We start from the raw sequence: 16,798 nt of genomic DNA, 5'->3' as shown, positions 1-16,798 counted from the left end.
ACAATCCCGCCACCAGCCCCGCTGCACGCAGCCCATGCACAAGATTCCCATCGACCGGCTCCAGCCTGGCGTCTTCATCTCGCTGACCGCGGTCGGCTGGATGCGCCATCCGTTCATGCTGAACGAATTCCGCCTGTCCAGCGAACGGCAGATCCGCGCCCTGCGCGAGATGGGGCTGACCGAAGTGCCCTGGGACCCCGCGCGCAGCGAGGTGGAGCCCTTGCCGGAGGCCCTGGCGCACGACGACGGGGACGAAGCCGAAATCGACTTCGGCAGCGCCGCGCTGGCCGGCATGCTCGACGAAAAGCGCCACCGCCTGGAACGCCTGCGCCGCCAGCGCGACGGACTGGCCCGCCGCGAACGCCAGTACGAGCAGGATGCGGCCGCCGCCGGCGACATCCTCAAGGGTTTCCCGGCCAATGCCCCGGAAGCCCACGCGCGCGGCCGCCAGCTCGCCGGCCGGGTGGTGGACAGCCTGATCGGCGCGGAAAGCATGGCCATCCATCTGGTCAATCAGAAGGCCAGGGAAGGCGGCCTGGCCTTCCATGCGCTCAACGTCATGGTGCTCGCGCTGCTGCTCGGGCGCGCGCTGCAACTGCCCGAGGCCGACCTGCGCCAGCTCGGCGTGGGCGCCCTGCTGCACGACGTGGGCAAGGCGGAGATTCCGCCGCGCATCCTGCGCGCGCTCACTCGCAGCCCGCCGGAAGAGGAGTTCTACCGCGCACACATCGGCTACGGCATCCAGGCGGTGGCCGGCGCGCGCGGCATGGCGGTGGGCGAGCGCAACGTCATCGCCTGTCACCACGAACGCTGGGACGGCAGCGGCTTCCCGAACCGCCTGGCCGGCGAGAAGATTCCCCGCCTGGCGCGCATCGTGGCCATCGCCAACCGCTACGACAACCTGTGCAACCCGCTGGACACGCGCCACGCGCGCACGCCGGCGGAAGCGCTGCGCCATCTGTTCAAGGAAGAAGGCGCGCACTTCGACCCCACGCTGCTGCAGGCCTTCGTGAAGACGCTGGGGGTGTATCCGCCGGGCTCCTTCGTGCATCTGTCCAACGGCGCCGTCGGCCTGGTGGTGGAAACCAACCCGGCCGCCCTGCTCACTCCGCTGGTGATGCTGCACGACGCCGACATCCCGCGCAGCGAGGCCATGCTGCTCGACCTGCGTGACCTCGACCTGAAGATCGAATCCGTGGCCCATCCGGCCAAGCTGCCGGTGGAGGTGGTCGAATACCTGGCCCCGCGCGGCCGGCTGGATTACTACATCGAGGGCGCCGCCGGCTGAGCCCCCCCGACGGCGGGAAGGCTCAGCCCGGGAAGGCCAGCGACTTCACCGTGATCGGCACGATCTCGCCGCCCATGAAGGGCTTGCCCACGTCGATGTAGTCGCCCGGGCGGGTCTGCACCTCGTCGATGACGGCGAGCTTGCGTCCCTGCAGGCGCGGCTGCAGCAGCATGCCGAGCACCTTGCCGAGATCCTGGCGGGCGACGATGAACAGCGCGCGTGCGGGGTCGGGGTGGGCGGCGGCGAAGCACACGATGGCCTCGATGGCGCGCTCGACGTCGGCGTAGGCCACCGGCAGGTCGTCGGGCAGGCCCAGCGCGTAGCCGTCCTTGCCGGCGACGAGGTCCATGCGCTGCATCGCGGTGTCCCAGTCCCCGGCGAGCTGTTCGGCCGTGCACCCGGCCCACGGCCGCGTGGCATGGACCACCGGCAGGTTGCGCACCGGCAGGTGCTGCTCGTCCACCCAGATGGTGCTGCCCGACAGCGACAGGCTGTAGGCGCCCGCGCCGATCACCGTGGCGCGCAGGGTGTGGCGCGGCTCGCGCAGCGGCAGCGCCTGCATGCCGGCATGGCGGTGCAGGGCCTCGGCGAGCGCCGGGCCGATGTCGCCGAAGGCGCGCGCCGAGGCCGCGCTGCGCGGGTCGTAGTAGCAGGCGCCGACGCCGCCGGAGAGGTATACCGCGTCGTAGCGATGGCCCGGCCGCAGGGATTCGGTCATCAGCAGCTGGCGCGCCAGCGGCGAGGGCTGGCCGAGGCAGATTTCGTGGATCAGGCCGGCCATGCGCTCGGCCAGCCGCGTCACGGTGTCGTCGTCGACGCGCTGCCCGTCGGCCAGGCGGCGGGCGTAGTCGGCGCCGAACAGTTCGGCGCAGATCGGCCTGGCCGGGGCGTGCAGGTGGCGCAGGCGGCCGTCGCTTTCCAGTTCGAGCAGGTGGCCGCCGACGTTGAGGCAGGCGGTGTCGACCACGCGGCCGGCTTCGAACACCGCGTAGTTGGAGGTGCCGCCGCCGATGTCGATGTTGAGCGCGCGGCAGGTGTTGGTGCGCGAGTATTCCGCGGCACCCGAGCCCTGTCCGGCGATCACCGATTCCAGGTGCGGGCCGGCGGTGGCGACGATGAAGTCGCCGAGCTGCTCGGCCAGCCCCATCACCGCCTGGCGGGCGTTGCGCGCCTTGGAGGTTTCGCCGGTGATGATGATGGCGCCGGATTTGACCTGCTCGGTGTCCAGCCCGGCCGCAGCGTACTGCGACATGATGAACTGGCGCAGCTGGTCGTCGTGCACGTGGCCTTCGAAATCGACCGGGGTGGCGATCGCGGGGCTGACGTAGAGGATCTCGCGGCGCGAGAACTCGTAGTTGGGCACCTGCGAGGCGGCCGCGCGGTTGACCACTTCGAGGCGCGAGAAGATCACCTGCGAAGTGGTCGTGCCGATGTCGATGCCGACGCTGTGGATCTGCCAGGACTCGGCCATGGCCGCGTTCTCCGTTGTCCTCCCCGCCGGCGCTCAGGCGTTCTGCCCGGCCGGTGCGGCGACGCCGACGCTCGGCTTGGGCGCGATCATCATCGCCACGAAGATCGCCGTGACGCCGCCGACCAGCTTGCCGACGATCATCGGGAAGATCATCGGCGAGGCCACCGCCGCGACGAAGCCCAGGTGGTCGCCGAAGGTGAAGGCCGCCGACACCGCGAAGGCGATGTTGAGCACCTTGCCGCGGTCGTCCATCTTGTTGAGCATGACGAACATCGGGATGTTGTTGGCCAGCGTGGCCACCATGCCGGCGGCGGCGGTGTCGTTCATCTTCAGCAGGCCGCCGACCTTGGCCAGCGACTTGCCGAACCAGCGCGTCAGCAGGAACACCATCGGGTAGGCGCCGAGCAGCACCGCGGCGATCTTGCCGATGGTCTCGATGGCGCGCAGGTCCTCGCCCGGCACGTCGCCCGGCGCCATGAAGATCGGGTCCATGCCGGGGATCAGGCGCACGCCGATCTGGTCGTGCAGCACCGCGGCGGCCAGCCCCAGGGTGATGACCGCGACCAGGATCTTGGCGAACACCTGGAAGCCGGCGATCATTTTCTCGGGGAAGAACTTCAGCCCCAGCGCCACCAGCACCGCGACCAGGATCACCGGCGTCATGTTGCCGAGGACCATGCCCAGGGTGAAGTCCACCGGCTGGCCGTCGATGACCACGTTGGAGCCGATCGCCACCAGGCCGCCGGCGATGCAGCCGATGGGAATGGTGACCATGCCGGCGAGCACGCCCATGGCGAGGAAGCGGCGGTCTTCCTTGTCGATGATGCCCAGCCCGACCGGAATCGAGAACACGATGGTGGGGCCCATCATCGAACCGAGGATCACCCCGGCGTACATCCACGCGGCCACGTCGCCGCCGGACAGTTCGCGCGCCAGCGGAAAGCCGCCCATGTCCAGCGCCAGCAGCGTGGTGGCGAACATCGCCGGGTTGGCGCCCAGCGCTTCGTACAGCGGAATCACGATGGGACCGAGCATGCGCGCCAGCACCGGCGCCATCGCCATCACCCCGACCATCGCCAGGCCCAGGGCGCCCATCGCCATGAAGCCTTCCTCGAACTGCTTGCCGGAGCCGCCGATGGCGCGGCCGAGGCCGCCCAGGCCGATCTTGCCGAGCAGTTTCTCGGCACCGTCGAACTGGTCCATCATGCGGTCCAGCGCGGCGATGACCATGAAGCTCATCATGATCCACATGATGATGACGTTGATGTTGTCCATGATGTTGCTCCCCTTGTGGTCCGTGGTGATCCGGTTCAGCCGCCGGCGCCCTGGCGGGCGTGGGCATGGCGATACACTTCGATGATCTGCGCGCGCGACACGCTGCGCGGGTTGGTGGCGAGGCTGGGGTCGAGCAGCGCGGCGTCGGCGAAGCCTTCGTAATCGGCGGGCTGGCCGCCGGCGTCGCGCAGATTCACCGGCAGCCCCAACTCGGCGATGAGTTCCTGCACGTACTGGATCGCCTGCGCCGCGTCGAGCAGGCGGCCGCTCAGCGCGTGGCCGATCTCGGCCAGGTCGCGCTTGCACACCAGCTGGTTGAAGTGCATCACCGAGGGCAGCAGGATGGCGTTGGCCACGCCGTGCGGGATGTCGTAAGCCGGGCCGATCTGGTGCGCCATGGCGTGGCACAGCCCCAGGCCGGCGTTGGAGAAGGCCACGCCGGCCATGTAGGAGGCCAGCATCATCGATTCGCGCGCCTCGACGTTCTGTCCCTGGCCGACGGCGATCGGCAGCGCTTCGCCGATCAGCGTCAGCGCGCGGTAGGCCAGCGCCTTGGTGAGCGGCGTGGCGTGGGTGGCGAGGTAGGCTTCGATGGCGTGGGTGAGCGCATCCACGCCCACGGCGGCGGTGAACTGCGGCGGCGTGCCCAGCGTCAGGCAGGCGTCGATGACCGCCAGGTCCGGAATCATGTCCGGATGGATGATCAGGTGCTTGATGTGTTCGCCGCCCTCGCCGGTGCCGGTGATGACGGTGGCGTTGGTGGCCTCCGAGCCGGTGCCGGCGGTGGTCGGCACGGCGATCAGCGGTGCGCGCCGCACGGCGATGCGCGCCGGATCCTGCGCCATGTCGTGCACACCCAGGCCGGGGTTGGCGGCCAGCACCACGGCGGCCTTGGCGGCGTCGAGGATGGAGCCGCCGCCGAAGGCGACCACGCCGTCGAACGGCGTCTCGCGCATCGCCACGGCCATCTTGTCCACCAGCGCGGTGTCCGGCTCGCGCGCCGGCTGGCAATACACGGTGTGCGCCAGGCCCTGGGTTTTCAGCGAGCGGTACATGCCGTCGGCGAGCCCGAGCTTTTCCAGGCTTTCGTCGATGACGACGAACACCCGGCCGATGCCGCGCGCGGCGATCGCCTGGCCGATGCGGGCGATGGCGCCGGGGCCGATGAAGGTGCTCGGCGGCACCGAGAATTCACGCACCGAACGGGCGTTGAGCAGGTCGATGGCCTGATAGACGACGGTGCTGACGTCTTCGTGGTTCATGGCCTAAACCTCCGGCCGCGCGCCGGGCAGCCCGTGGGCGGCGATGGCGAGCGGGGTGAGAAACAGCGGGGGCCGCGGCAGGATCACCGCCAGCTGCGGGAAGGCCTCGGCGAACAGTTCGCGTACGCCGGGCATGCTGCACGAGCCGCCGGAGAGATACAGGGTGTCCACCTGCTGGCCTTGCAGATGGGTGGCGACGATGTGCGCCATCTTGTCGAACACCGGGCGCACCACGGGCCACAGCGCGGCGTTGTCGGCGCGCCGCTTGAGCGCCTCGGCCTCGGCCAGCGGCAGGTTGCGCGCGCCGGCCAGCGTCAGCGTGACGTGGTGGCCGCCGGTGGGTTCGTCGCCCGAATAGACGATGCGCCCCTGCTGCGCCACCGCCACGCCGGTGGTGCCGCCGCCGATGTCCACGACGGCGGCGCGGTCCAGCCGCAGCAGCGCGGCCACCGCCGAGGGTTCGTCGATGACGCCCGAGACCTCCAGTTCGGCGGCCTCGATGACGTTGACCGAGATGCGCGGGTCGGTGCCCGGCGGGTAGGAGGTGGCGGCATGGCGCGGCAGGCGCTCGCCGAGCTGCGCGGCGAGCGAAGCAATCTGCCGGCGCACGATCTGCACCGCGCCGAAGAAATCCCACACCACGCCGTCGCGCACCACGTCGGCCCAGTCCAGGCGCACGGCGACGGGGTTGCCCCGTGCGTCGAGCACCATCGACACCACGTCGCTGGTGCCCAGGTCGATGCCCAGGTGCAGTTCCGTGTCCGGCGCCGCGTCGCCCGCCGCCTCGCCGCTGGCCGCGAGGGCGGCGGCGCGGGCGAGGCGGGGTTCGAGCCAGTCGTCGATGCGGCGCATGATCAGGCCTGCGTGCGGGGTTCAGACGATGCGGAAGTGATCCACCAGCACGCAGCGGCGCAGGCGCACGAAGGTGCGCGCGCTGGTGACGCCTTCGCCGGTGGGCGTGGAGATGGTCATCGTGGTCCAGCCTTCGCCGCCGAAGCCCAGCCCGGCCAGGCAGGGGCCGTTCTTGACGAAGATGCTGGTGTTGATGGCGTTGGCCATGCGGTCGAGCGCGTCGATGTTGCGCGAGTGCATCGCGGCGGTATGGCGGCAGTTGCCTTCGAGCTTCACCGCGAGGTCGATGGCGGCATCCACGTCGGGCGCGCGCACCACCGGGATCACCGGCATCATCAGTTCGGTGACGGCGAAGGGGTGGTCGGCCGGCGTTTCGAGGTACAGCAGGCGGGTGTCGGCCGGCACCTCCAGGCCGATGGCGGCGGCGATCTTGGCCGCGTCGCGCCCCACCCAGTCGCGGCTGACGGTGCCGCGGCCGTCCGCGCCCACGTTGCTGAGCAGCACATCGACCAGGCGCTTGCCCTGGTCGGGCGTCAGTTCCACCGCCTTGTGGCGCGCCATCTCGGTTTTCAGCGCGTCGCAGACGCGGTCGACGACGATGATTTCCTTCTCGTCCACGCAGATGATGTTGTTGTCGAACGAGGCGCCCCAGACGATGTCGCGCGCGGCGCGGGCCAGATCGGCGGTCTCGTCCACCACCACCGGCGGGTTGCCGGCGCCGGCGGCGATCAGGCGCTTGTCGGTATGCTTGCGCGCGGCCTCGACCACCGCCTCGCCACCGGTGACGGTGAGCAGGTGGATGCCGGGGTAGCTGAACAGGCGCTGCGCGGTGGCGATGTCCGGGTTGAGCACGGTGGTGACCACGTTGTCCGGCCCGCCGGCGGCCACCGAGGCCTCGTTGAGCAGGGACACGGCGCGCTGCGAAACCTTCTTCGCCGCCGGGTGCGGCGCGAACACCACCGAATTGCCGGCCGAGATCATGCTGATGGCGTTGTTGAGGATGGTGGCGGCCGGGTTGGTGGACGGCGTCACCGAGGCGATCACGCCCCAGGCGGCGTTTTCGATCAGCGTCAGGCCGCGGTCGCCGGTCAGCGCCGTCGGCGCCAGGCATTCGATGCCCGGGGTATGGCGTGCCTGCGACACGTTCTTGGCGCACTTGTCCTCGACGCGGCCCATGCCGGTCTCGGCCACCGCCAGTTCGGCCAGTTCGCGCGCATGCGCCTCGCCGGCCTTGCGGATGGCCTCGACCACCTTGGTGCGCAGTGCCAGGGGGCGGATGGCCCGCTGCGCCGCGCTGGCCTCGGCGACCGCGTCGTCCAGTTCGGTGAATACCCCTGGTGCGGCGCGCCGTCCGGCGGCCGGCTGCGCCGCCTGAGGTTGCGTCTGCATGGATGCCAGTACCGTGCGAACGATTTGTTCGACGTCTTTCAGATCGATATCCACCATGCACTCCCGTGTTCATCTGCGCCGGGCGGCCGCAAGGCCGTCCGGCTTTCGTTCATCCGCCCGCCGGAGCGCGCCGTGCGGCGCCGTCCGGGGCCGTGTCGGTGGCCTATTTGTGGAAAGTAAGCCTTCCGCCGACCACCACTTCATCGACGATGCCGACCACGCTCATGTCCACCGGCACCTCGTTGGAAATCGTCTTGCGCGCGGAGCTGCCCTGCACCACCAGCACCCATTCGCCGTCGCCCGCGCCGATGCTGTCGGCGGCCACACAGGGGCTGCCCTTGGGTTTGCCTTCGGGGTCGATGAAGTCGATGAGCAGCAGGCGCTGCTGCTCGAACCCGGCGTGTTTCACCGTGGAAACGACCTGCCCCAGTACGATTGCTAGTTCCATGTGTTCACCACAGAGCCTTCGACCGCCGGCGCTCGCACCGCGACCCACCCTTGCCGTTGGCAGGGCGTGCCGGCGCTGGCGCGCGTGATCCGCTTGCCTGTACCGCCGTGGATCGGCCATCGGCCGCCTGCCCCTGGCGGGGCGTGGCGGCCGGGCCGTCCGGTCGAGCTGCGCCGAACCGTCCGGCCGCTCAGTCCAGTCCGCCGTCCAGCTTGATCGGGAACACTTCTTCCAGATCGCCGTGCGGACGCGGGATGACGTGCACCGACACCAGTTCGCCGATGCGCTGCGCGGCCGCGGCGCCGGCATCGGTGGCCGCCTTGCAGGCCGCCACGTCGCCACGCACCATCGCGGTGACGAAACCGCCGCCGATCTGCTTGACGCCGACCAGCTTGACGCGCGCGGCCTTGACCATGGCGTCGGAGGCTTCGATCAGGGCAACCAGGCCTTTCGTTTCGATCAGTCCCAGGGCTTCCATTTTCATTGCTCCTTAAAAAGTCCCCTCCTGGGGAATCATGGTGATACGGAAGCGGCGCGCTGCCCGTTCGGGACGGGCGCCGGTGCGGCATTGCCGCTGGCCATCAGCGTGGCCAGCAGGCAGGTTTCGACGATGTCCTCGCTGCTGCAGCCGCGCGACAGGTCGTGGATGGGGCCGGCCAGCCCTTGCAGCATCGGGCCGAGCGCACTGTAGCCGCCCAGGCGCTGGGCGATCTTGTAGCCGATGTTGCCGGCCTCCAGCGAGGGGAACACCAGCACGTTGGCGCGGCCTTGCAGGGGGCTGTCCGGCACTTTCAGCGCGGCGACCGCGGGCACGATGGCGGCGTCGAACTGCAGGTCGCCATCCACCAGCAGGCCGGGCTGGCGCTCGCGCACCAGCGCGGTGGCCGCGCGCACCGCGTCCACCGCCGGGTGGCGGGCGCTGCCGTGGCTGGAGAAGGACAGCAGCGCGACGGCGGCGCGTTCGCCGGTGACGCGTTCGTAGTTGGCCGCCGAAGCGATGGCGATGTCGGCCAGTTGCGCCGGCGTGGGCTGCGGCACCACGCCGCAGTCGGCAAAGCCGAGGATGCGCCGGTCGTGCCCGCAGGCTTCGGCCGGTGGAAGCATGAAGAAGATCGACGACACCGTGGCGTTGCCCGGCGCCAGGCCGAGCACGCGGATGGCCGCGCGCAGCACGCTGGCGGTGGCGGACAGGTTGCCGCCGATGCACAGATCGGCGTCGCCGCTGGCGAGCATGGCCGCAGCGAACCACAGCGGCTCGGACAGCCGCGCGGCGATTTCTTCCTGCGCGGCCTTGGGCATGCGCGCCCGCAGCAGTTCGCCATAGGCATGGCGCGCCTGCGCGCGGGCCGGGTCGAGCAGCTTCAGCGTGCCCTGGCCGAGGCCTTTTTCCAGGCACAGCGCGCGCAGCTCGAAGGGGTTGGCGAGCAGCACCGGCCTGGCCCAGCCGCGCGCCTGCAGATGGCGGGCGGCCTCGATGGCGCGCGCGTCCAGCGCGTCCGGGAAGACCACGCGCGGGGGCTGCCCCTGGGCGAACTCGGCGCAGCGGCGCATCAGTTCCATGCCGCCTCCTTCACCGTCATGCCGCGGTCCACCATCACGGCGACGATCATCAGCACATACACGGCGCTGCTCAGGCGGTTGAGCCCTTCCAGGATGTCCGGGCGGGCGATCTCGAAATCGCCGCCGATGTAGAGGCGCGCGGCCACCAGTTCGACGTCGCGGATGGCGGTGCGCAGCAGGTTCAGGCGCGCGGCGGTCAGCCCGTGCGCAGCCTCGGGCACGATATGGTCGTAGCCCAGGTGCTGGAGCGGCGCGTGCGACATGCGGTGGATGGCCTCGGCGTCGAATCCGCCCATGTGCACCGCGTGCAGGGGTTCGCCGGTGGCCTCGGCGCGCAGCACGTTGCCCAGGTCGGAGCGGATGTCGGCGAGGTAGGGAGCGATGCGGCGGCTCGACGGCTTGTCGCTCTCCGCCAGTTCGGCCTGGATCCACACCGCGCAGGCGATGGCGCTGTCGATCCGGCCGCGCAGATGGATGCGCGGGTCGTTCTTGGACACCAGCGTGTCGGCGTTCAGGTGGGTCAGCGTGTCCGGCTTCTTGTCCACCGCCTGGCGGCACAGCGTGCAATGCATGGGGTGCGCCCGGTCGCCGCCGGTGAGCGGGTGCACGCGCTTGCGCTCGCCGGCGTCACCACCGCCGCCGGGCTTGCCGCGCCCCGCGCTCGGGTTGTCCACGAACACCTGGCCGGATTCATCCACGTACTTCACGCGCAGATGGCGCTCGCCGATCAGCGATTGCGCCGCCGGCGTCAGCGCCGCGCCGGCCGGCAGATGCAGCTCGGTGCCGTCGGCCAGGGCGTGGCGCTCGCGCAGCCAGGTTTCGGTGATGTAGGTTGTCATGATGACCGCCCCGCTCGCCCTCAGCAGTCGGCCCAGTTGGCCGGGTAGGCGACGTAGAGGAAGCGCACTTCGCTGGGGGTGCCGAATTCGATGTTGGAGCCCTTGGGGATGAAGATCACGTCGCCGGCCTTGCCGACCGCGGTCTGGCCGTTGCAGCGGATGTGCAGTTCGCCTTCGAGCACCAGATCGACTTCGTCATAGTTCAGCGTCCAGGGGAAGAAGCAGCGGTTCCAGCTCATGAAGCCGGCGGCCATCGAACTGCCGTCGGCGCTGGTGACGACGTCGGCGATGCCCACGTGGCTGTCCTCGCCGGCGCCGTCGAACAGGCCCATGCGCACCGAATCGCCCTTCACCACCTTGATGCCGCCGGCGATGGTGCGCGATTCGTAGGGCTGCGGCCCGGCCGCGGCGGCGGGTTCGGCGGCCGGCGGCGCGGCGGGGAGCGCGGCGGGCTTGGGCGGCGCGTTGACCGCCGCGGTGGCGGCCTGGCGGGCCAGTTGCTCGCGGGCGACCTTGGTGACCAGTTGATCGACCACCTCGGCGGACACCGCGCCTTCCGGCAGCTGCGCCAGCACCGCCTTGCGGATGTGCGCGAGCGCCTCGGCGGGCAGCGCCGCGGCGGCGGCCGGCATGGCCGGCGCGGGTGGAGCGCCGCAGTGCTTCGCGCCGCCTTCCTTGTGTTCGCCCGCGCCTTCGCGGATGAGGATGCCCAGCCCTTCCGCCACCGTGCGGGCCTCGGGCGTGACGATATGTCCGTTGCGCGTGACGATGATGTCGCGCTTTCCGGCAGCGTGCTCACTGCGCACCACCTCGGCACTAATGAGTTGCTTCATGATCGTTCTGCCTTTCCTGTTCGAACAGATAGCGTTTGAAGGGCGCCAGCGTCTCGGGCCGGAACACCGACACCTGGAAGATCGGCGCGCTGAAGCCGCCCGCGCGCAGCAGCGCCTCGACGCGCTGCGGGTCGGCGCCCGGCAGGTCGATCTTGGTGATCGCCGCCATCAGGCGCTTGTCGGCATTGACGTCGAGCAGCCCCGGCGGCAGCCGGTAGTCGAAGTCGATGGCGCCGTGCACATAGACGATGGTCCTGGCGTCGGCGATGGTGTTGATCAGCGCGTGGTACAGGCGCGGATGGCTGAAGAACTCGCCCGGGGTGTCGACGATGCCGTTCTCGTAGTCCAGCGCCTGGGTCTTCATCGCCGCCTCGCGGCGGCCGATCAGCGCGTTGAACAGCGTGGTCTTGCCCGCCGCGACCGGGCCGACCAGCACGAAGCGGCTGGGGTCGTAGATCGAGGGGGCGGAAGACGGTTCCATGGCGCGCCTCAGGTCCTGGTGATGTTGCACACGGCATAGTCGAGCAGCCGCTGCAGCACGCCCAGGGTTTCCTTGAGGGCTTCATCGACGGCGCCCACCGAGCCGCAGATCACCAGCGCGCCGCTGAAGCGGTCGAGAAAGCCGATATGCACCGCGGCCGCCTTGGTGGCGATGTCGCCGGCGATGATCGCGGTTTCGCCCGGCGTGAGCGTCAGGATGCCGATCGCCTCGGTGCCGGGCACGCCGATCTTGTGGGCCAGCTCTTCGGTGGGATGCGCGATCAGGTGTGCCAGCGTGACCTGCTTGCCGGGCACGAACTCCTGGATGATGCGTTCCTTGTCGTCGAATTTCATGGCTTCGGCCAACGCTCCGCGACACGCCGGAGGCGGCTCCTCCTCGAAGAACGCCCTGCGAACACCCCGCCGCGGACGATGCGGGCGAAGGCCGGGCCTCCGCCCGCGCCGCCGCGATGGCAACGGGCACGCTTCGATACTACCGTCGGCGTTTTTTCGGCCGCTAACAAAAATCGGCAAGTTTGCCGGGAGGCGCCAGGCGGCGCGGACGGGGACGCGCCGCTACGAAGACGACGGGGCCCCGGCGCCCGTGCGCCGCACGGGCGCCGCGATGGGGGTGGCGATGCTGAGGATCTGGCGCAGCCGCGCGCGCGGCGCGATCAGGTCCGCCAGCGACACCTCGTCGAGCGAGGCCAGGAATGCCTGCAGCGCGCCCTGCAGCGCACCCTTCAGGCGACAGCCCGAATCCAGCAGGCAGCGCGAGTGGGCGCCGAAGCATTCGACCAGTTCGAATCCCCGTTCCATTTGCCGCACCACCTCCCCCAGCCGGATCGCCTCGGGCGGGCGGGCCAGCCGCAACCCGCCGCCCTTGCCCCGCGCGCCGTCCACGAAGCCGGCGGCCACCAGTTCGTTGACGATCTTCATCAGGTGGCTGCGCGAAATGTCGAAGCGTTCCGCCACTTCCTTGATGGTGACGCGCCGTTCCGGACAGGCGCCGAGATAGATCAACAGGCGCAGCGCGTAGTCGGTGTGCTGGGTGATGTTCATCGCGGATTCTCCGGCCGTGCCGCGTGCAAAGGGAGGGGTCGGGCCATGGTAGCAACAAAAGATGCATCCAAGTTGACTCTTTAAAAGATGCGCGTAATATGAATCTTATAGCCCGCTCACCGGAGCCCGCCATGAAACGCGATCGACGCCTCGTTCATCTGTCCAGGGAGCATCACGCCGCCCTCAGGCTGGGGCGCTACCTGTTGAAAGGCGGCGCGAGCGCCGCGCTGTGCGAGCAGGCCGACGCGCTGGCTGCGCATTTCACGGAAGAGGAGCGCACGCTGCTGCCGCTGCTCGAAGCCAACGGCCAGCACACGCTGGCCCGGCGCCTGACCGGGGAGCACGCCATGCTGGCCGGCTTGTTCGCCCACGCGAAGCAGGGCCGCGGCGAGGCCGAAGCCGGGCAGGCGCTGATCGATCACGTACGCTTCGAGGAGCGGGAACTGTTCCCGGCCGTCGAGCGCCTGCTCGGGGAGGCCGCGCCATGACCCATGTCGTCACCGAAGCGTGCATCCGCTGCAAATACACCGACTGCGTCGATGTCTGCCCGGTCGATGCATTTCGCGAAGGCCCGAATTTTCTGGTCATCGATCCGGGGGAGTGCATCGACTGTACCTTGTGCATCCCCGAATGCCCGGTCGATGCCATCCTGCCCGAAGACGATCTGAGTGAGGCCCAGCGCGAGTACGCCGTGCTGAACGCCGAACTGGCAAAAGCCTGGCCGAGCATCGTCGCGAGCCACGCGCCCTTGCCGGACGCCGATGCCTGGGCCGGCGTCGGCGAAAAACGCCAGTGGCTGGAAAGCGGAACGCCGGCTGCCGCCGGCACTCCATCGTCCCCATCAACGCACCGAGAGGATTCCTGACATGCGACCGACATCGCTCGCCGACTACATCGCGTCCACCCCGCTGTTCCGCACGCCACAGCGGATACTGTCTCTGGGCCGCGCCATGATGGCCGCGTCCTTCGTGGCGATGCTGGTCACGGTGATGATCGCCTACCCCTATGCGTCCAGTTTCAGCCTGCCCGCGCAGATCGCCGCCCACCTGCTGCTGCCGGTGGCCGCCGCGTTCTTCAAGCTCGGCTACGTGGTGCGCCTGGCTGCGCATCACGCGCTCGGCAACTACTCGGCCGGTTGAGCGGGGTCGCCATCCGCCGCGCCGGGCGCGCGCCAGCAGCGCTCCCGGGAAGATTGCAGCAGGCGCTCAGGTATTGAGCGGGCGCGGCCCGTGGCCCGCCCTGCTGCGTTCGCCCGACGGATAGCGGAAGCACATGCCGTCGCCGCCGCCGGCCTTGAGCGTTTCGGAGGGATGCTCCGAGAACATGGCGAAGTAGTCGGCGGCGAACTGGCTCATGTGCCAGAAGCCCCACAGCGCGGCGACGTCCTGCACGGTGCTGAAGCCGGATTCGTGGTTGCGCAGCGTGCGGCGCACGGCATTCAGGCGCAGGGCCTTGAGGTAGCTGACCGGGCAGATGCCGAGCACCGAGTGGAAGGCGTTCTGCAGGGTGCGGCGGCTGACGTGGAGCTGTTCGCACAGATCGGTCACCGAAAACAGCTGGTCGGGCTGCGACAGCACGTAGTCGCGGGCGCCGGACACCAGCCGGCGGTAGCTGAGATTGCTGTGGCGCAGCTTGACCGGGGCGATATGGTCGTCGAACAGTTCGAACAGCCCGGTCATCAGCTCTTCCACCAGCGTGTCGCAGACCGTGTCGGGCAGCCGCTGCTGCCCCAGGCTGGCGGCCTCCAGCAGGGTGTGCGACACGCGCTGCCAGAACCACGCCTTCTGCCGCGCCAGCAGCGGAAAGGACTCGCCCTTGCGCAGCAGGTCGAGCAGATCGGGACGCTCGGCGACGTGGGCGTGGCGTTCGAGCAGGGTTTCGTCGATGACGACCCCGAGAATCTGGTAGTCCTCCGGGGTCAGCAGCTCGAAATCGGCGCCGCCGGGGCGCACGGCGATGGCGTTGCGGTCCAGCGGCGATGCGTTGACCAGGCCGTCGGCGCTGTCGCAGCGCGGCAGGCCGAACCAGAACGCCCCGGGCCACACCACGCAGGTCTGGCGCAGCGCGTGGCTGGTGGTTTCGAGGAAGAACTGCATCTGCCCGAGCCACACCTCGGTGATCGAGCCGAAGAATTTGCCGGCGCCGAGCTGATCGTATTCCTGGTACCAGGCGGTGATGTTGGCCGCCTGTTCGTCGACGTCGCCGACGTCCGAGACGCGGATGCGCCCCTTCGTGTCGCCCAGCGGCAGGGGGGTGCCGTCCGCCATGGCGATCGTGTCGCTGTCCTTCATCTTCTTCCTCCGCCTCGACCGGGCGCACCGGGGGCCGCCCCCCGGATTTCCGGTTCTGCACGAGACTGCCCTTCACGCGTCGGGAACGGTGAACGGAGCCCTCGCAGGCGTAAAAACCATAGACCGCCGACCAGCCGGCGTCAATGACGGCGCATTGTGCGGATATGCGGATGGCGGCCTCCGCCGAAACTTGCCGATTTTTGTTAGCGGCCGAAAAAACCCCGGGCGTAGCATCGGCACATCGAATGGAATGGCTCCGGCCGCCGGGCGCGGACCCTGCCGGCAGACCCGTCCGGCCGAGCCGTGCAGCAGCACGGTGCGGCGCTCGCGGCGCGGCCGATCGTTTCCTCTTTCTTTCGGGGTGGAACGCACATGAAACTCAAGGCTCAGTTGTTCGGCCAGACGTACCCGTTCAAGGACGTCAAGGAAGTGCTGGCCAAGGCGAACGACCCGCGTTCGGGCGACGTTCTGGCGGGGGTGGCGGCGCAGAGCGCGCGCGAGCGGGTGGCGGCGAAGTACGTGCTGTCCGAGCTGACCCTGGCTGACCTGCGCAACAACCCGGCGGTGCCGTACGAGGAGGACTGCGTCACGCGCATCATCCAGGACGACATCAACTCGGCGGCCTACGACAAGGTCAAGAGCTGGACGGTCGGCGAACTGCGCGAATACGTGCTCGACGACACCACCACCAACGATGACATCGCGCTGATCCGCAAGGGCCTGACGGCAGAGATGGTCGCCGCCGTGGCGAAGATCTGTTCCAACGCCGATCTGATCTACGGCGCCTCGAAGATGCCCGTGGTGAAGAAGGCCAACACCACCATCGGCCTGCCGGGGCGCATCTCCGCGCGCCTGCAGCCCAACGACACGCGCGACAACCTGGAGAGCATCCGCGCGCAGATTTTCGAGGGGCTGTCCTACGGCGTCGGCGACGCGGTGATCGGGGTGAACCCGGTGACCGACAACGTGGAGAACGTGCACCGCATTCTCGACACCCTCTACGAGATCATCGACAAGTACGGCATCCCCACCCAGGGTTGCGTGCTGGCCCACGTCACCACGCAGATCGCCGCGATCCGCCGAGGCGCGCCGGGCGGGCTGATCTTCCAGAGCATCTGCGGCAGCGAGAAGGGCCTGAAGGAATTCGGCGTCGAGATCGCCATGCTCGACGAGGCCGCCGAGGTCGGCCGCACGCACAACCGCCTGGCCGGGCCGAACTGCCTGTACTTCGAGACCGGCCAGGGCTCGGCCCTGTCGGCCGGCGCGCACCACGGCGCCGACCAGGTGACCATGGAGGCGCGCAACTACGGGCTGGCGCGCCACTACGACCCGATGCTGGTGAACACCGTGGTGGGTTTCATCGGGCCGGAATACCTCTACAACGACCGCCAGATCATCCGCGCCGGGCTGGAAGACCACTTCATGGGCAAGCTGACGGGCGTGTCGATGGGCTGCGACACCTGCTACACCAACCACGCCGAGGCCGACCAGAACTCCAACGAGAACCTGATGGTGCTGCTCGGCGCCGCCGGGGTGAACTTCATCATGGGCATGCCCCTGGGCGACGACATCATGCTCAATTACCAGACCAGCGCCTTCCACGACACGGCCACCCTGCGCAAGGTGCTGAACCGCCGCCCGGCGCCGGAGTTCGAGCGCTGGCTGGAAAAGATGGGGCTGATGGAAGACGGCCGCCTGACCCGCAACGCCGGCGACGCGTCGTGGTTCTTCTGACATTGGGGGCGTGT

The 16,798-nt window shown here is 69.4% G+C and carries 19 protein-coding genes; 5 read left to right on the top strand and 14 right to left on the bottom strand.

The window, feature by feature from the left end; all coding sequences use genetic code 11:
- Positions 1–34: 34 nt before the first annotated feature.
- A complete protein-coding gene (locus tag E6C76_RS01175; protein WP_136346443.1) occupies positions 35–1,288 on the top strand; it encodes an HD-GYP domain-containing protein in 1,254 nt (417 codons plus the stop codon).
- Between the two features lie 22 nt (positions 1,289–1,310).
- On the opposite strand, the gene E6C76_RS01170 is transcribed toward E6C76_RS01175, so the two are convergent.
- The 13 genes from E6C76_RS01170 to E6C76_RS01110 form a co-directional block, all read right to left on the bottom strand.
- Complete coding sequence (locus E6C76_RS01170; protein ID WP_136346442.1) at positions 1,311–2,759, bottom strand: ethanolamine ammonia-lyase reactivating factor EutA; 1,449 nt, start codon at positions 2,757–2,759, stop codon at positions 1,311–1,313.
- A gap of 33 nt (positions 2,760–2,792) precedes the next feature.
- Entirely contained in the window at positions 2,793–4,034 is a 1,242-nt protein-coding gene (gene eutH / locus E6C76_RS01165; RefSeq protein ID WP_136346441.1) for an ethanolamine utilization protein EutH, read from the bottom strand.
- Between the two features lie 35 nt (positions 4,035–4,069).
- Entirely contained in the window at positions 4,070–5,296 is a 1,227-nt protein-coding gene (locus tag E6C76_RS01160) for an iron-containing alcohol dehydrogenase family protein (protein WP_136346440.1), read from the bottom strand.
- Positions 5,297–5,299: 3 nt separating this feature from the next.
- A complete protein-coding gene (eutJ, locus tag E6C76_RS01155) occupies positions 5,300–6,148 on the bottom strand; it encodes an ethanolamine utilization protein EutJ (protein ID WP_136346439.1) in 849 nt (282 codons plus the stop codon).
- 21 nt (positions 6,149–6,169) lie between these two features.
- On the bottom strand, positions 6,170–7,594 hold the full coding sequence (locus tag E6C76_RS01150) for an aldehyde dehydrogenase family protein (protein WP_211090071.1): 1,425 nt from the start codon (positions 7,592–7,594) through the stop codon (positions 6,170–6,172).
- Positions 7,595–7,700: 106 nt separating this feature from the next.
- On the bottom strand, positions 7,701–7,985 hold the full coding sequence (locus E6C76_RS01145; RefSeq protein ID WP_136346438.1) for a EutN/CcmL family microcompartment protein: 285 nt from the start codon (positions 7,983–7,985) through the stop codon (positions 7,701–7,703).
- A gap of 190 nt (positions 7,986–8,175) precedes the next feature.
- Positions 8,176–8,463 carry an ethanolamine utilization microcompartment protein EutM gene (gene eutM / locus E6C76_RS01140; RefSeq protein WP_136346437.1) on the bottom strand — a complete coding sequence of 96 codons (288 nt, stop codon included), beginning with the start codon at positions 8,461–8,463 and terminating at the stop codon, positions 8,176–8,178.
- Between the two features lie 35 nt (positions 8,464–8,498).
- Positions 8,499–9,545: a phosphotransacetylase gene (locus E6C76_RS01135; protein ID WP_136346436.1), complete on the bottom strand. Its 1,047-nt coding sequence runs from the start codon at positions 9,543–9,545 to the stop codon at positions 8,499–8,501.
- A complete protein-coding gene (gene eutT / locus E6C76_RS01130) occupies positions 9,536–10,384 on the bottom strand; it encodes an ethanolamine utilization cob(I)yrinic acid a,c-diamide adenosyltransferase EutT (protein ID WP_136346435.1) in 849 nt (282 codons plus the stop codon). The genes E6C76_RS01135 and eutT overlap by 10 nt, the downstream gene beginning before the upstream one ends.
- A 20-nt stretch (positions 10,385–10,404) precedes the next feature.
- Positions 10,405–11,217: an ethanolamine utilization acetate kinase EutQ gene (eutQ, locus tag E6C76_RS01125; protein WP_136346434.1), complete on the bottom strand. Its 813-nt coding sequence runs from the start codon at positions 11,215–11,217 to the stop codon at positions 10,405–10,407.
- Complete coding sequence (locus E6C76_RS01120) at positions 11,201–11,698, bottom strand: EutP/PduV family microcompartment system protein (protein ID WP_136346433.1); 498 nt, start codon at positions 11,696–11,698, stop codon at positions 11,201–11,203. The genes eutQ and E6C76_RS01120 overlap by 17 nt, the downstream gene beginning before the upstream one ends.
- A gap of 8 nt (positions 11,699–11,706) precedes the next feature.
- Positions 11,707–12,051 (bottom strand): ethanolamine utilization microcompartment protein EutS, encoded by a 345-nt coding sequence (eutS, locus tag E6C76_RS01115; protein ID WP_136346432.1) that lies wholly within the window; start codon positions 12,049–12,051, stop codon positions 11,707–11,709.
- A 222-nt stretch (positions 12,052–12,273) separates the two neighbouring features.
- Positions 12,274–12,759, bottom strand: coding sequence for an RrF2 family transcriptional regulator (locus tag E6C76_RS01110; RefSeq protein WP_136346431.1), 486 nt, complete (start codon positions 12,757–12,759; stop codon positions 12,274–12,276).
- A gap of 131 nt (positions 12,760–12,890) precedes the next feature.
- Between E6C76_RS01110 and E6C76_RS01105 the strand changes: the two genes are divergently transcribed.
- Genes E6C76_RS01105 through E6C76_RS01095 form a run of 3 tightly spaced genes read left to right on the top strand, consistent with a single transcriptional unit; the run spans position 12,891 to position 13,898 of the window.
- A complete protein-coding gene (locus E6C76_RS01105; RefSeq protein WP_136346430.1) occupies positions 12,891–13,247 on the top strand; it encodes a hemerythrin domain-containing protein in 357 nt (118 codons plus the stop codon).
- A complete protein-coding gene (fdxA, locus tag E6C76_RS01100) occupies positions 13,244–13,624 on the top strand; it encodes a ferredoxin FdxA (RefSeq protein ID WP_136346429.1) in 381 nt (126 codons plus the stop codon). The genes E6C76_RS01105 and fdxA overlap by 4 nt, the downstream gene beginning before the upstream one ends.
- Position 13,625: 1 nt before the next feature.
- Positions 13,626–13,898, top strand: coding sequence for a hypothetical protein (locus tag E6C76_RS01095; RefSeq protein WP_136346428.1), 273 nt, complete (start codon positions 13,626–13,628; stop codon positions 13,896–13,898).
- A gap of 66 nt (positions 13,899–13,964) precedes the next feature.
- On the opposite strand, the gene E6C76_RS01090 is transcribed toward E6C76_RS01095, so the two are convergent.
- Entirely contained in the window at positions 13,965–15,050 is a 1,086-nt protein-coding gene (locus tag E6C76_RS01090; RefSeq protein WP_136346427.1) for a helix-turn-helix domain-containing protein, read from the bottom strand.
- 372 nt (positions 15,051–15,422) lie between these two features.
- Here E6C76_RS01090 and E6C76_RS01085 point away from each other — a divergent pair, with 372 nt between their 5' ends.
- Positions 15,423–16,784, top strand: a complete 1,362-nt coding sequence (locus tag E6C76_RS01085; RefSeq protein WP_136346426.1) for an ethanolamine ammonia-lyase subunit EutB — start codon at positions 15,423–15,425, stop codon at positions 16,782–16,784.
- Positions 16,785–16,798 lie beyond the last annotated feature (14 nt).

Source organism: Pseudothauera nasutitermitis, assembly GCF_004801295.1.
Taxonomy (GTDB): Bacteria; Pseudomonadota; Gammaproteobacteria; order Burkholderiales; family Rhodocyclaceae; genus Pseudothauera; species Pseudothauera nasutitermitis.
The sequence above is the reverse complement of the archived record's forward strand: the minus strand, read 5'-3'. Positions and strand labels throughout refer to the sequence as shown.

Bases quoted from the DNA above. Each gene is read 5' to 3' on its own strand.
- E6C76_RS01145 (WP_136346438.1), bottom strand. From the start codon at position 7,985: ATGGAACTAGCAATCGTACTGGGGCAGGTCGTTTCCACGGTGAAACAC.
- E6C76_RS01105 (WP_136346430.1), top strand. From the start codon at position 12,891: ATGAAACGCGATCGACGCCTCGTTCATCTGTCCAGGGAGCATCACGCC.
- E6C76_RS01160 (WP_136346440.1), bottom strand. From the start codon at position 5,296: ATGAACCACGAAGACGTCAGCACCGTCGTCTATCAGGCCATCGACCTG.
- E6C76_RS01175 (WP_136346443.1), top strand. From the start codon at position 35: ATGCACAAGATTCCCATCGACCGGCTCCAGCCTGGCGTCTTCATCTCG.
- fdxA (WP_136346429.1), top strand. From the start codon at position 13,244: ATGACCCATGTCGTCACCGAAGCGTGCATCCGCTGCAAATACACCGAC.
- eutH (WP_136346441.1), bottom strand. From the start codon at position 4,034: ATGGACAACATCAACGTCATCATCATGTGGATCATGATGAGCTTCATG.
- E6C76_RS01150 (WP_211090071.1), bottom strand. From the start codon at position 7,594: ATGGTGGATATCGATCTGAAAGACGTCGAACAAATCGTTCGCACGGTA.
- eutQ (WP_136346434.1), bottom strand. From the start codon at position 11,217: ATGAAGCAACTCATTAGTGCCGAGGTGGTGCGCAGTGAGCACGCTGCC.
- eutJ (WP_136346439.1), bottom strand. From the start codon at position 6,148: ATGCGCCGCATCGACGACTGGCTCGAACCCCGCCTCGCCCGCGCCGCC.
- eutT (WP_136346435.1), bottom strand. From the start codon at position 10,384: ATGACAACCTACATCACCGAAACCTGGCTGCGCGAGCGCCACGCCCTG.
- E6C76_RS01135 (WP_136346436.1), bottom strand. From the start codon at position 9,545: ATGGAACTGATGCGCCGCTGCGCCGAGTTCGCCCAGGGGCAGCCCCCG.
- E6C76_RS01170 (WP_136346442.1), bottom strand. From the start codon at position 2,759: ATGGCCGAGTCCTGGCAGATCCACAGCGTCGGCATCGACATCGGCACG.
- E6C76_RS01095 (WP_136346428.1), top strand. From the start codon at position 13,626: ATGCGACCGACATCGCTCGCCGACTACATCGCGTCCACCCCGCTGTTC.
- E6C76_RS01085 (WP_136346426.1), top strand. From the start codon at position 15,423: ATGAAACTCAAGGCTCAGTTGTTCGGCCAGACGTACCCGTTCAAGGAC.
- eutM (WP_136346437.1), bottom strand. From the start codon at position 8,463: ATGGAAGCCCTGGGACTGATCGAAACGAAAGGCCTGGTTGCCCTGATC.
- E6C76_RS01120 (WP_136346433.1), bottom strand. From the start codon at position 11,698: ATGGAACCGTCTTCCGCCCCCTCGATCTACGACCCCAGCCGCTTCGTG.
- E6C76_RS01110 (WP_136346431.1), bottom strand. From the start codon at position 12,759: ATGAACATCACCCAGCACACCGACTACGCGCTGCGCCTGTTGATCTAT.
- eutS (WP_136346432.1), bottom strand. From the start codon at position 12,051: ATGAAATTCGACGACAAGGAACGCATCATCCAGGAGTTCGTGCCCGGC.
- E6C76_RS01090 (WP_136346427.1), bottom strand. From the start codon at position 15,050: ATGAAGGACAGCGACACGATCGCCATGGCGGACGGCACCCCCCTGCCG.